Below are 13208 nucleotides of genomic sequence, written 5' to 3'. Positions count from 1 at the left end.
CACCAGAGCGAGGCAGGGCAGGTGCCAACCCTGGTTGGCACGCACCAGAGCGCGGCGCTTACAGCTTCGCGCGCTGCTCGCGCAGGCCGGCCAGCTGGGTGTTCCAGTCGGCCAGTCGCACGCGCTCCTGCTCGACCACGGCCGGCGGCACCTTGTCGGTGAACTTGGCCAGCTTGGTCTCGCTCTTTTCCTTCTCCGCTTCGACGCGGGCGATTTCCTTGTCCAGGCGCACGCGCTCGGCATCGAGATCGACCAGGCCTTCCAACGGCACCAGCAGCTTGAGCTCGCCCACGATCGCGGCGGCGGCAGGCGGTGCGCTTTCGCCTTCGGCCAGCCACTGGATGCTGTCCAGCTTCAGCAGGAACGACAGCGAGGCGCTGAAGCGTTCGATGCGCACGCGGTCCTGCTCCAGCCCGGCCTGCAGGCGCAGCGGCACCAGCTTGGACGGCGCGACGTTCAGCTCACTTCGCACGCGGCGCACGGCACTGATCACCGCCTTCAGCCATTCCACGTCGGCCTCGGCCTGGGCGAAATCGCCTTCGAACTCGGCGGCGGTCGGGTACGGGCGCAGCGACAGCGTGGTTTCGGCCAGGCCCAGGCGCGGGGCCAGCTGCTGCCACAGCTGTTCGGTGATGAACGGCGTGAGCGGGTGCAGCAGGCGCAGCAGCGCTTCCAGCACGTACAGCAGGGTGTGGCGGGTGCTTTCGGCGTCGGCGGCGTCTGCACCGTTCAGTGCCGGCTTGCTCAGTTCCAGGAACCAGTCGCAGAACGCGTTCCAGGCGAACTCGTACAGGCACTGCGCCAGCAGGTCGAAGCGGTAGGCGGCGAAATGGCCCTGCGCTTCGGCGGTGGTGGCGGCCAGGCGCGCGAGGATCCAGCGCTCGGCATCGGTACGCGGCCTGGGAACGCCGGTGAACGCCGCGCCCTCGGTGTTCATCAGCGCGAAGCGGCTGGCATTCCACAGCTTGTTGCAGAAGTTCTTGTAGCCCTCGGCGCGGTTCATGTCGAACTTGATGTCGCGGCCGTGGGTGGCCAGCGCGGCGATGGTGAAGCGCAGCGCATCGGCACCGTGGGCGGCGATGCCGTCCGGGAATTCCTTGCGGGTGGCCTTCTCGATCTTCTCCACCATCTTCGGCTGCATCAGGCCGCCGGTGCGCTTGGCGACCAGGTCGTCGATGGTGATGCCGTCGATGATGTCCAGCGGGTCGAGCACGTTGCCCTTGCTCTTGGACATCTTCTGGCCCTGGCCGTCGCGGATCAGGCCGGTGAAGTAGACGTCCTTGAACGGGATTTTCCCGACCAGGTTGTCGGTGGCCATGATCATGCGCGCCACCCAGAAGAAGATGATGTCGAAGCCGGTGATCAGCACCGACGACGGCAGGTAGCGATCAAAGCCGCGCTCGGCCATGGCCTGCTCGTTGGGCCAGCCCAGGGTGGAGAACGGCCACAGCTGCGAGGAGAACCAGGTCTCCAGCACGTCGCTTTCCTGGTTCAGCACCACGTCGCTGCCCAGGTTGTGCTTCGCCCGCACTTCCTCTTCGCTGCGACCGACGTAGCAGCTGCCGGTGGCTTCGTCGAACCACGCCGGAATGCGGTGGCCCCACCACAGCTGGCGGCTGATGCACCAGTCCTGGATGTTGTTCATCCAGTGGCGGTAGGTGTTGATCCAGTTCGGCGGCACGAAGGAAATGCTTCCGTCCTCGACCAGTTCCAGGCCGCGCTTGGCCAGGTCGTCCATCTTCACGAACCACTGGTCGGTCAGGTACGGCTCGATCACCTGGCCGGTGCGGTCACCGCGCGGCACCTGCAGCTTGTGCGCCTTGGTCTCGACCAGGATGCCCAGGTCTTCCAGTTCGGCCAGCACGGCCTTGCGCGCGGCGTAGCGGTCCAGACCCTGGAAACGCTCCGGCGCGTTTTCGTTCAGCGCTGCCACCGGGGTGAACAGGTTGATCATCGGCAGGCTGTGGCGCACGCCCACTTCGTAGTCGTTGAAATCATGCGCTGGGGTGACCTTGACCACGCCGGTGCCGAACGCGCGGTCCACGTAGTCGTCGGCGATCACCGGCACGCGGCGGCCGGTCAGCGGCAGCACCACGCTCTTGCCGATCAGGTGCGCGTAGCGCTCGTCTTCCGGGTGCACCATCACCGCGGTATCGCCCAGCAGGGTTTCCGGGCGGGTGGTGGCGACCACCAGGTAGTCGCGGCTTTCGCGCAGGGTTTCCACGCCGTCGGCATCGCGCTCGACGTGCTCGTAGCTCAGGCCCTCATCCAGCGTGTAGGCGATCGACCACAGGAAGCCGTCTTCCTCGGCGCTCTCCACTTCCAGGTCGGAAATGGCGGTCTTCAGCACCGGGTCCCAGTTGACCAGGCGCTGGCCGCGGTAGATCAGGCCCTGCTCGTACCAGCGCACGAAGGCTTCGTTCACTGCCGCCGACGGCTGCGGGTCCATGGTGAAGGTGCTGCGCGACCAGTCGGCGGAGGTGCCGAGGCGGCGCATCTGGCGCTCGATGGTATCGCCGGACTGCTGCTTCCACTCCCAGACCTTGCCGATGAAGCCTTCGCGGCCCAGCGAATCACGGGTCTCGCCCTTGCCTTCCAGCGCCAGGTTGCGGCTGACCACCATTTCGGTGGCGATGCCGGCGTGGTCGGTGCCGACCTGCCACAGCGTGTCGTAGCCGCGCATGCGGTGGTAGCGCACCAGCGCGTCCATCAGGGTCTGCTGGAACGCATGGCCCATGTGCAGCGTGCCGGTCACGTTCGGCGGCGGGAGCAGGATGGTATACGGCTCGCCCGTGCCGGACGGCTTGAAGTGGCCGGCCTTCTCCCAGGCCTCGTAGAGGTCGGTCTCGAAGGACTTCGGGTCGTAGCTGGAGGCGAGTTGGGTCATGCGGGGGAACCAGGAGGTAATCGTTGAAGGATCAGGGCGCGGCGGCGGCCCATCAAGGGGGCCGGGGTGCGCTTACATGTCGTGCTTGTTCAGCTCGTAACCGGCGGCCTTGTACTGGCGCCAGCGTTCGCGCAGCGGTTCGCGCGCTTCCGGATCGGCCGGGACCACTTCCAGCACGCGTTCGCACTGGCCCAGCCAGGGTTCATCGCGCAGGTTGATCACCAGCGGGCGTGCCGGCGCGTCGGTGCCGGGTACGGCGATCAGCACCAGGGCCTCTTCCTCGTCCATGTCTTCGCCGGCGATCTGGTGCGGGATGTAGGCGTCGTTGTCGAACGCCCACAGCAGCTCGTCCAGCTCCTCGGCCTGGGCCTGGTCGCGGGCCAGCACCAGGGTGAACAACCCGGCGTCGTTGGCCTTGCGCGCCAGTTCGCAGACCAGGCGCAGCGGCTCGGTCAGGAAGCGGGGCTTGGCGATCAGGTAGAAGTCGGCGCGGGGCATGGCAGGATCCGGGTCAGGCAGGGGCCCGGCGGTGCCGGGCGAGGCCCTGGCCAGCGGGGGCCGGCCAGGGTCGGGTACGGCATCAGGCGCGGGCGGCCTGGTCCAGCAGCCACTGGCTCAGCAGGCCGACCGGGCGGCCGGTGGCCATGCCACGCTTGCCTTCATCGCTGGCCACGCCGGCGATGTCCAGATGGGCCCAGCGCTGGCCTTCGGTGAAGCGCGACAGGAAGCAGCCCGCGGTGATCGCGCCGGCCCAGCGGCCGCCGATGTTGTAGACGTCGGCGAAGGTCGAATCCAGCATCGGCTGGTACTCGTCCCACAACGGCAGGCGCCAGGCGCGGTCGAACACATGCTCGCCGGCGGCCAGCAGTTCATTGGCCAGGTCGTCGTGCTTGCTCATCAGGCCGGCGGTCTGGTGGCCCAGGGCGACCATGCAGGCACCGGTCAGGGTCGCGACGTCGACCAGCGCGGCCGGTTCGAAGCGCTGCGCATAGGTCAGCGCATCGCACAGGATCAGGCGGCCTTCGGCGTCGGTGTTGCCCACTTCGATGGTCTTGCCCGACATCGAGGTGATCACGTCGGACGGGCGGTAGGCGTTGCCGTCGATGGCGTTTTCCACCGCCGGCACCACCACCACCAGGTTCAGCGGCAGCTTGGCCTTGACCGCGGCGACGAAGGTGCCGATGACGTTGGCGCCACCGCACATGTCGTACTTCATCTCTTCGATGCCGCCCTGGGTCTTCAGGTTGACGCCACCGGTATCGAAGGTGATGCCCTTGCCGACCAGCACGTACGGCTTGGCGTCGCCGCCGCCGGTCCACTTCAGCACCACCAGGCGCGGGCGGTTGGCCGAACCACGGGCCACGGCCAGCAGCGAGCCCATGCCCAGCGCTTCCATCTGGTGCTCATCGAGAATCTCGGCCTCGGCACCGTCATGCTCACCGGCGAACTTCACGCCCACCTCGGCCAGGTAGGCCGGGGTGCAGTAGTTCGGCGGCAGGTTGCCCAGCTCGCGGGCGAACTCGACACCGGCGGCGATGGCCTGGCCCTGGGCCAGGGCCTGGGCGTCGTCACCGGCGATGGCCAGCTGGGCCAGGCCGGCGTCGTCGGCCTTCTTCTTGCCCAGAGTGGCGGTGTAGCGGTAGGCAGCGTGATCGGCGGCGATCACCGCCTGGCGGATCGCCCAGGCCGCGTCGCGGTCCTTGATGGCCACTTCGGACAGGGTGAACAGTGCGCTGCGGGTAGCGCCCGCTTTCAGCGCGCGCACGGCGTCGCCAACGGCCTTCAGGTACTGCGGCACACCGAAGCGGGCGGCGTCACCGAGACCGACCACCAGCACGCGCGGGGCGGACACGCCCGGCAGGTCGTGCAGCAGGGTGGTGGCGCCGGTCTTGCCGGACAGGTCTCCGCGCTGGGCCAGCGAGGCCAGGCGGCCGCCGCTGGCGGCGTCCAGGGCCTGTGCGGCGGGGGTCAGGGTATGGTCGGCATACGCGCCGACCACCAGGCAATCAACGGCGGCGGCGGCCGGAGCAACGTGGTTCAGGGTGAATTCGAGGGCCATTGAGCAGATTCCATTGGCGAGTCCGTACAATCGCAGGCCGTTTACGCCCAGACAGTAGACTGGGCGGCACCGCGAACGAACCCCAGAGTTTAAACCACCGCCCCATGCTGAAGCTCGACCGATACCTGCTGGGCGATTTCGTCCAGAGTTTCCTGGCTACCCTGATCGTCCTGCTGGTGGTCAGCGTGGGCGGCGTGCTGGTGGACATCCTCGGCAACATCGCCGACGGGCGCCTGCCGGCCAAGCTGCTGTTCTCCCAGCTGGGCCTGCAGTTCATCGCCTACCTGCCACTGATCCTGCCGCTGGCGTTGATGCTGGGCCTGCTGCTGGCGGTGGCCCGTCTCTACCGCGACTCGGAAATGGCCGTCATCACTGCCATTGGCGTGGGCCCCAAACGCCTGCTGCGGCCGCTGCTGATGCTGGTGGTGCCGGTGGTGGCGCTGGTCGGCGCCTGCTCCTTGTGGCTGGGCCCGTGGGCCGGCCGGGTGGCCGAGCAGATGATCATCGAGGCCAATCGAAGCGTGCTGATGGCGGGCCTGGAGCCGGGCCGCTTCACCCAGCTGCCCAATGGTGGCGTGGTCTACCTGTCCTCGATCTCGCCCGATGGTACCCAGCTGGGCCGGGTCTTCCTGCAGCGGCAGAAGGACGATCGCCTGGAAGTCGTGTCCGCCGCAGGGGGGCGCATGTTCTTCGAAGGCGCCCGCCAGCGCTTCCTGGAGCTGGATGATGGCCACCAGGTGGAAGGACCGGTGGCCGGGGGGCTGGATTACCGCCTGGCCACCTTCGCCCGCAACGATGTGGCCCTGCCCGACGGTGCGCAGACCCGTACCGGCGATGATCCGGAACTGATGCCGACCACGCAGCTGTTCGGCGATGACCGGCCCGAGGCGCAGGCACAGCTGCATCGCCGCCTTGCCCCGCCGTTGATCGCGCTGGCGTTTGCGCTGCTGACCGTGCCGCTGGGCCGCAGCTCGCCGCGCCAGCAGCGCTACGGGCGGATGATGCTGGCGCTGATGGCCTACATGGTGGGCACCAACCTGATGTTCATCGGCAGTGGCTGGATCGCCAACGGCAAGATTCCGCCTGCGCTTGGCCTGTGGTGGCTGACCCTGCCGCTGCTGGCGCTGGCGATCTGGATGTATGCACGTGATGGCCGCCTGGGCCGCCCGAAGGGAGCCCGCGCATGAGACTGCGCCCGATGCGTTTCGACCTGTATCTCGGCCAGTCGGTGTTCACCACGGTGCTGCTGACCTGGGCCGTGCTGGTGGGCCTGGACGTGGTGATGGCGTTTTCCGGCGAGTTCAAGGACATCGGCAAGAACGGCTACACCCTGGGGCATGCGGCCGCCTGGGTGCTGTATACGGTGCCACGCCGTGCCTACACCATGTTCCCCACGGCTGCGGTGATCGGTGCACTGATGGGCCTGGGCCAGCTGGCCGCGACCTCCGAGCTGACCGCGCTGCGTGCGCTGGGCCTGTCGCGCAAGCGCCTGAGCGTATCGGTGGCCATCGCCCTGTCGTTGCTTACCGCAGTGATGGTGCTCAGCGCCGAGACGCTGGGCCCCTGGGGCCAGGACCGTGCCGATGCGCTGAAGTCCAGTGCCAAATGGGGGCGGGACATCTCCACCACCCGCTATTCCGGTTTGTGGGCGCGCGAGGGCGATACCTTCCTCAGCGCCGCCGGTGGCGAAGAGCAGCTGGTGGGCGACAAGGGCACGCGGCTGATCCTGCGTGACGTGCGCCTGTATCGCATTGCCGAGGATGGTCGGATCGCCTCGCTGACCCATGCGGACACGGCCGAGCATGACCGTGACGGCTGGGTGCTGACCGGCGTGCGCCGCGATACCTTCGGTGAACGTTCGGCCACGCGCGAGGAAGTGGCGCGCGAGCCGTGGAACTCCAAGCTGGACGCCGGCGCGCTGGCCACCGGCATCGCCAAGCCGCGCAACCTCAGTGTGGCCGAGCTGCGTACCAGCATCGAATACCGCGAGCGCAACGGTCTGGACGCGCGCGACTACGAGGATGTGTACTGGAGCCGCTGGTTCTACCCGGTGAACGTGCTGGCGCTGTGCCTGGCGGCGGTGCCGTTCGCGTTCGGCTCGCTGCGCAGTGGTGGCATGGGCAAGCGCCTGTTCCTCGGCATCCTGTTCGCGCTGGGCTTCTGGCTGCTGCAGCTGTTCTTCGGCCGCATGGCCGGCGCGTTGAAGTTCGATTACCGCATTGCCTATGCGTTGCCGCCGATCGTGATGCTGGCGATATCGGGACTGCTGTTCCGGCGCAAGTCGGGTTGATTCCCAGGGAGCCGGGCAAGGCCCGGCTGTTTCCGTTTCACTTCAAGGACGAACATGAGCTTCCAACGCTTTCTGCCGTACATCGCGGCCGTGCTGCTTTCTGCCGGCTGCAGCCGGTCCACCGTCGACTTCGAGATCGACAACCCGACGGATGCACCGCTGACCTTGTCGGTCGACCAGCAGGTGCATACCCTGCCGCCGCACACCTCCATGCCCCTGGTCCTGGAGCCGGGCCAGTACCGACTGCAGAGCGAGAAGATCGGCAGCGTACGCATGGTTGTCTACGCCGATGGGATCGGTGGGTTGATCAACCCGGCCATGGCCGAGTACGTGATCGTCACCGAGCAGTACATCACCAGCAAGACCAACTCCGGTGGCCTGGCGTCGAAGATCGAACTGAACGACGTGGAGATCGAGGGCCCCTACGTGAAGGCGACCGGTTTGTTCATTCCGCGCCGTTGGGACGTTGGGCTGATGGGGGAGCTGCCCGATACGGTGGTGTCCAACAGCCCGGAAACCTCGTCCGACTACCGGACCAAGCTCTACAACGTGCCCGGCTTCTTCAAGTACCTGGACGCCGGGGAAGACCTGAAGGCGGCCTTCGGGCCGGGCGGCTACCAGGTGCCGGCGGCAACGGTGGCATTCACCCCGGCCCAACTGCCGGCGCTCCCGGCGGCCTATGAGGCTCAGGGCAAACCGATGCGCGACCTCTATGCGCGCTATCTGGCGGCCACCGACGCGGGGGAGCAGAGGCGCCTGAAGAAGGCCAGCCTGAAGCTGTGGCAGGACTTCGTGAAGACCCGTGCGCAGTTGAGCGGACAGTCGCCGGTGGCCGATGATGTGCAGGCCAATGCGTTTGCGTCCGCCTTCTTCGACCTCTGGACGCAGCCGGCGGTGATCCTGCAGGACCCGGCGCCAGCCAGCTGATCGCTGCGTTGATCGTGTAGAGCCGAGCCCATGCTCGGCTCTCGAGTGCATCGCGAAACTGCCGAGGATGGCTCGACGCTACTGGATGCGCATCAGCGCTTGGGCATGCGCACCACGCGGGTGCCGCTGGCGCGGTCGTGCCAGGTCAGGCGGTCGCGGTCGACCCAGGCCCACCAGAATCCCAGTCCACCCAGCAGCAGGGACAGCGTGCCCACGGTGAAACGCATCCACAGCTGGCTGCGCCGCAGCGGCGCGCCATCGCTGGCGCGCAGTTTCAGCCGCCACGGCCGCATGCCCAGCGTCTGCCCACCACGGCGCCAGCTGGCCGTGGCATACCACCCCGTGACCAGCCAGCACACCGCCCACAGCAGCCACTGCCAGGCGCTGAACGGTGCGATGTTCTCGCGCTGGGCGTGGCCGCTGAAGGTGTAGGCAAGGGTGAACAGGGTGCCGGCCAACATCCACAGCGCCAGCACCGGCAGCGCGTCGTAGACCATCGCCAGCACGCGCCACAGCAGCAATGCACGCGGGCGGGGCAGCTCGGTAGTGGCCGCAGGGGCCGTATCAATGGCGGGGCGGGACATGCGCCGAGCATACGCAATGCTGGCCGCATCCGCAGTGGCCCTCGTATCCTGCACGCATGGCCCTTGTTTCCACCCCCGCCGAACGCCGCCAGCTGGTCCAGCAACTGCCCGAACTGCGCGCCGACGACAGTATGCGCATCCAGCGCTTCCTCGATGCGATCTGGGCCGAGAACGGTCTGGCCCGCGCCACCCTCGACAGCTACCGGCGCGACCTGGAAGGGCTGGCGCGCTGGATGGATGGGCGCGATGGTGGCCTGGCCGGCATCGAGCGCCCGGGGTTGTTCGACTACCTGGCCTGGCGCACCCGTCATGGCTGGTCGCCGCGCAGCAATGCGCGGTTGCTGTCGGCGCTGCGGGCGTTCTTCGCCGATGGCGTGCGCCGTGGCGAACGCGGCGAGGACCCCAGCGCGCTGCTGGATCCGCCCAAGCTGCCACGATTGCTGCCCAAGGCGCTGGCCGAAAGCCAGATCGACGCGCTGTTGGCAGCGCCGGATATCGACAGCCCGCTGGGCCTGCGCGACCGCGCCATGCTGGAGTTGATGTACGCCGCCGGCCTGCGCGTGAGCGAGCTGGTGCTGCTGCCGGCCACCGCGGTCAACCTGCGCCAGGGCGTGCTGCGGGTCACCGGCAAGGGCAGCAAGGAACGGCTGGTGCCGCTGGGTGAGGAATCGCAGCACTGGCTGGAGCGCTATCTACAGGCATCGCGCCCGCTGCTGGTCGGCAAGGGCAAGGTGCAGGCGCTGGCCGATGGGCAGACCCCATTGTTTGTCGAGCCGACGCTGCATGCGCTGACCCGGCAGGCGTTCTGGCACCTGGTCAAGCGCCACGCGCAGGTGGCCGGCATCGACCCGGCGCGGATCAGCCCGCACGGCCTGCGCCACAGCTTCGCCACCCATCTGCTCAACCGCGGTGCCGACCTGCGCGCGCTGCAGATGCTGCTTGGCCACAGCTCGTTGTCGACCACCCAGATCTACACCCTGGTGGCGCGCGAGCACCTGCAGAAACTGCACGCCCGGCATCATCCGCGCGGCTGAGCCGTGTCCTGAACCCCGGCCCCGGGCGGTGCGCGGCGTCGCGGCCCCGTGCCGGTGGCTGTGTCAGAATCCGGGGTCTTCTTCTGTCGCGGACTGCTCCATGCTCCGATTTGCCATCGCCGCCGTGTTCGGTGCGCTCAGCCTGACTGCCTGCGCCCAGCCGGCCCCGCCAGCCGCCAAGGCGCCTGCCGCTGCTGCCAAGCCCGGCCCGGCCGCCAACGCGCCTGCCGACCAGGCCGTGCGCGCCGCGTTGACTGCCCTGAACCCCGGTTTCAAGGTGGACTACATCGGTGCCGCGCCGTTCCCCGGCTTCCGCGAGGTGGTCGTTTCCGGCCAGCTGCTGTACGTGTCCGACGACGGTCGCTACCTGTTCCAGTCGCAGCCCTACGACACCCGTGCCAAGGGCCCGGCCAACAGCGAAGGCCTGCTCGGCTACCGTCGCGATCTGCTGGCCAAGGCCAACCATGGCGACCGCATCGTGTTCGCCGCGCCGAATGCCAAGTACACCATCAGCGTGTTCACCGACATCGAGTGCGGCTACTGCCGCAAGCTGCACCAGGACATCGCCGAGCTCAACCGCAACGGTATCTCGGTGGAGTATCTGGCATTCCCGCGCATGGGCCTCGGCAGCAAGGACTACACCGACATGATCTCGGTCTGGTGTGCGGCCGATCGCCGCCAGGCACTGACCAACGCCAAGCGCGGTGGCAGCGTGCCGGCAAAGAACTGCACGAACCCGGTGGCGATGCAGTACGCACTGGGCCAGCAGCTGGGCGTGAACGGCACGCCGGCGATCTTCGCGCCGGACGGCACCCAGCTGGGGGGCTACCTGCCGCCGGCGCAGCTGCGCGCGGCGCTGGAAAAGCTGTCGGCCAAGCGCTGATCGCCGCCGACCTCTACAGGTGGGAGGCCGGGGATGCGTGCCGCATCCCCGGCTTTTTTCTTACTTCAGGCCATCACTGACCGCCTTGGTCAGCGTGCCCTGTGCATCGTCACCACTGAACTCCCAGACGAACGCGCCGCCCAGGCCCTGGGTCTTCACGTAACCCATCTTGCGGGTGATGTTGGCCGGGGTGTCGAAGCTCCACAGCGTGCTGCCGTTGTAGATCCAGGTGGCACCGGCGGTGTTGTCGGTGTAGCCCGGCCACGCCAGGTTCTTCAGCACCTTCCAGTCCTCGATGCCGGCTTCATACGTGCCCGGGGCAGCGCCGGTCGCGGTCTGGTACAGGCCGTTGTTGGCGTTGGCCACACCGGTCCAGCCACGCCCGTAGTAGCCGATGCCCAGGTTGAGCTTGGCGGCAGGCACGCCACGGCTGATGAAGGCCTCGATGGCGTCGTTGCTGTTGTACAGCTTCTGGTCGCCGGTGGACGGATCATTCGGCGAATCAAACAGCGCCGACTGGTGATTGGTCTTCGCATCCCACGCGCCGTGGAAGTCGTAGGTCATCACGTTGATGTAGTCCAGGTACGGGTGGTACGCGGCCGGGTCGGTGACGCGGATCTTGTCGATGCCGGCACCCACCGCCACCGTCAGCAGCAGGCCCGGACGCACTGCATCGAGCTGGCGGCGGAACTCGGCCATCAGCGCGGTGAAGTTGGCGTTGTCTTCCGGCTTGCCGCATTCGATGCCGCACGCCACCGGGTATTCCCAGTCGATGTCGATGCCGTCGAACACGCCCAGCGCGGCACCGGCACCACCGGCACCGTCGGTTACCGGCAGGTTGCCCTTGATGTAGGCATCGATGCACGAGGCGACGAAGGCCTGGCGGTTTTCCGGGCGCGCCGCGCTGGAGAAGCCACGCGACCAGGTCCAGCCACCCAGCGAGATCAGCACCTTCATGCCGGGGTACTTGGCCTTGAGCTGCTTGAGCTGGTTCCAGTTGCCGCGCAGCGGCTGGTCCCAGGTATCGGCGCTGCCGCTGACACTCTCGGCGGCACTGAAGGCCTTGGTGTAGTCGGCGAAGGCATCACCACCGGCACCGCTGTTCGGATCCGACGGCTGGGTGACGCCCACTTCGCAGCGGTTGTTGCGCACGTTGCCGAAGGCGTAGTTGATGTGGGTCAGGCGCGCGGCCGAACCGCTGCTGTCGATGTTCTTGACCCGGTAGTTGCGGCCGTAGATGCCCCACTGGGTGAAGTAGCCGATGACCCGCTTGCCGGTGGTGCCGCCGTCGCCGGCCAGCGTGGTGGCGCTGATCTCTGTGCCCTGCGCGGACGCGTTGCCGGCGTTGTCGCGGGCACGCACACGGTAGCGGTAGGTGGTCGATGCAGTCAGGCCGCCATCGACGTAGCTGGCACTGGATGGTGAACCGACCAGGCTGCCATTGCGGTACACGTCATAGCCAGCCACGCCGCTGCCACCGGTGTTGTCGGTGGACGGGCTCCAGCTGAGCGCGATGCTGTTGGCGGTACGTGTGCCGACCGCCAGTCCGCCCGGCACGCTCGGTGCGGTGGTATCGCCACCGGCGGCGTTGACGGTGATGGTGATGGTCGCGGTGCTGCTGGTGGCGTTGTTGTTGTCGGTGGCTACCGCGCGCAGGGTGTGGCTGCCGGCGCTGGCATTGGTCCAGCTGGCCGCATACGGCGCACTGGTGGCCACGCCCAGCGTGCTGCCATCGCGGAAGAACTCGACCTTGGCGACGCTGCCGTCCGGATCACTGGCGGTAGCGGTCACGTTGACCGTGCTGCCGGCGCTGAAGGTGGCGCCGTTGGCCGGCGAGGTCAGGCTGACCACCGGCGGCTGGTTGGCGCCGCTGCCATCGCAGGCACCGAGGTTGGTGTAATAGGGCGCACCGGCCGGATGGTCCGGCGGCGCGTTCCAGATGTCCTGGTTCGCCCGATAGAGGACGCCTCCTTTCTGCAGGGTATCGCCGGCCCGGTAGATCTTGGCCTGGTCCCACTGGGCCACGCCGGCACAGCTGGCGGCCTGCGCCAGGCCTGGCAGGGCAGCGGCACCGGCGGCCACGGCAAGCAGCCAGGCCAGGCGGCGGGGACGACAGTTTCGGGTCGCACGTTCGGCACTGCGCACAATCGGGTCGTACATGGGTAAGTCTCCGATCAAAGGGCGCGCGGGCCCCGATGGCGCCGCGCGTGACGCAGGTCCGGGCGTCGCCCGGGAAGGCGACGGGTGGGGCCGGACGGAGGTACCTGGGAGGCCGGGGAGAGAGTCCGGCGCCAGGTGGGGACAACGTTGTCATCAATCGCGTGGTCAATCCGTGAGCAAGCGCATGGTTCCGGGATTCGGATGGAGAGCGGCGCTGCGCGCGGTCGGCGGCCATCGGCGGAGCCCCCTCGTGGCTGGGGTGGGTCGCTGACAGCGGATTTCTGGTGGTTGGCCGGGCGGGTGGGCTGCGCAGGGGACGCTGCAAGTACGTCCATGTAAGCTCGGTCGCCGCATCCATGCGGCTCACGCCCCTGCGCAGCCCAC

General features: G+C 68.0%; 10 protein-coding genes. 5 read left to right on the top strand and 5 right to left on the bottom strand.

The features are described 5' to 3' along the window. Window positions 1-58: 58 nt before the first annotated feature. From AC5P5S_RS13240 to AC5P5S_RS13230, 3 genes are all read right to left on the bottom strand, one after another. Window positions 59-2887, bottom strand: coding sequence for a valine--tRNA ligase (locus AC5P5S_RS13240; protein ID WP_062607845.1), 2829 nt, complete (start codon window positions 2885-2887; stop codon window positions 59-61). Window positions 2888-2959: 72 nt separating this feature from the next. After that, on the bottom strand, window positions 2960-3385 hold the full coding sequence (locus AC5P5S_RS13235; RefSeq protein WP_005408012.1) for a DNA polymerase III subunit chi: 426 nt from the start codon (window positions 3383-3385) through the stop codon (window positions 2960-2962). Window positions 3386-3467: 82 nt separating this feature from the next. Then, the gene (locus AC5P5S_RS13230; protein WP_005412193.1) at window positions 3468-4946 is read right to left on the bottom strand and encodes a leucyl aminopeptidase; all 1479 of its coding nucleotides are present in this window, start codon (window positions 4944-4946) and stop codon (window positions 3468-3470) included. Window positions 4947-5050: 104 nt separating this feature from the next. On the opposite strand from AC5P5S_RS13230, the gene lptF reads away from it, so the two are divergent. The 3 genes from lptF to AC5P5S_RS13215 are packed head-to-tail and all read left to right on the top strand — an operon-like array spanning window position 5051 to window position 8163. Further along, window positions 5051-6133, top strand: a complete 1083-nt coding sequence (lptF, locus tag AC5P5S_RS13225; protein ID WP_005408014.1) for an LPS export ABC transporter permease LptF — start codon at window positions 5051-5053, stop codon at window positions 6131-6133. Beyond that, window positions 6130-7236 carry an LPS export ABC transporter permease LptG gene (gene lptG / locus AC5P5S_RS13220; protein ID WP_005408015.1) on the top strand — a complete coding sequence of 369 codons (1107 nt, stop codon included), beginning with the start codon at window positions 6130-6132 and terminating at the stop codon, window positions 7234-7236. Before lptF ends, lptG begins: the two co-directional genes overlap by 4 nt. 54 nt (window positions 7237-7290) lie before the next feature. Then, window positions 7291-8163 carry a hypothetical protein gene (locus tag AC5P5S_RS13215; protein ID WP_062607843.1) on the top strand — a complete coding sequence of 291 codons (873 nt, stop codon included), beginning with the start codon at window positions 7291-7293 and terminating at the stop codon, window positions 8161-8163. Window positions 8164-8255: 92 nt separating this feature from the next. On the opposite strand, the gene AC5P5S_RS13210 is transcribed toward AC5P5S_RS13215, so the two are convergent. Further along, on the bottom strand, window positions 8256-8747 hold the full coding sequence (locus AC5P5S_RS13210; RefSeq protein WP_005408017.1) for an RDD family protein: 492 nt from the start codon (window positions 8745-8747) through the stop codon (window positions 8256-8258). A 56-nt stretch (window positions 8748-8803) separates the two neighbouring features. Between AC5P5S_RS13210 and xerD the strand changes: the two genes are divergently transcribed. Together xerD and AC5P5S_RS13200 are read left to right on the top strand one after the other, a co-directional pair. After that, the gene (gene xerD / locus AC5P5S_RS13205) at window positions 8804-9781 is read left to right on the top strand and encodes a site-specific tyrosine recombinase XerD (protein WP_024958537.1); all 978 of its coding nucleotides are present in this window, start codon (window positions 8804-8806) and stop codon (window positions 9779-9781) included. Between the two features lie 100 nt (window positions 9782-9881). Continuing rightward, window positions 9882-10664 (top strand): DsbC family protein, encoded by a 783-nt coding sequence (locus AC5P5S_RS13200; protein ID WP_024958538.1) that lies wholly within the window; start codon window positions 9882-9884, stop codon window positions 10662-10664. A gap of 60 nt (window positions 10665-10724) precedes the next feature. Here AC5P5S_RS13200 and AC5P5S_RS13195 read toward each other — a convergent pair whose 3' ends face one another. Beyond that, the gene (locus AC5P5S_RS13195) at window positions 10725-12824 is read right to left on the bottom strand and encodes a glycosyl hydrolase family 18 protein (protein ID WP_043033864.1); all 2100 of its coding nucleotides are present in this window, start codon (window positions 12822-12824) and stop codon (window positions 10725-10727) included. Between the last annotated feature and the right edge of the window lie 384 nt (window positions 12825-13208).

The organism is Stenotrophomonas sp. YJH_SMC_54 (assembly GCF_059368435.1).
The sequence above is the reverse complement of the archived record's forward strand: the minus strand, read 5'-3'. Positions and strand labels throughout refer to the sequence as shown.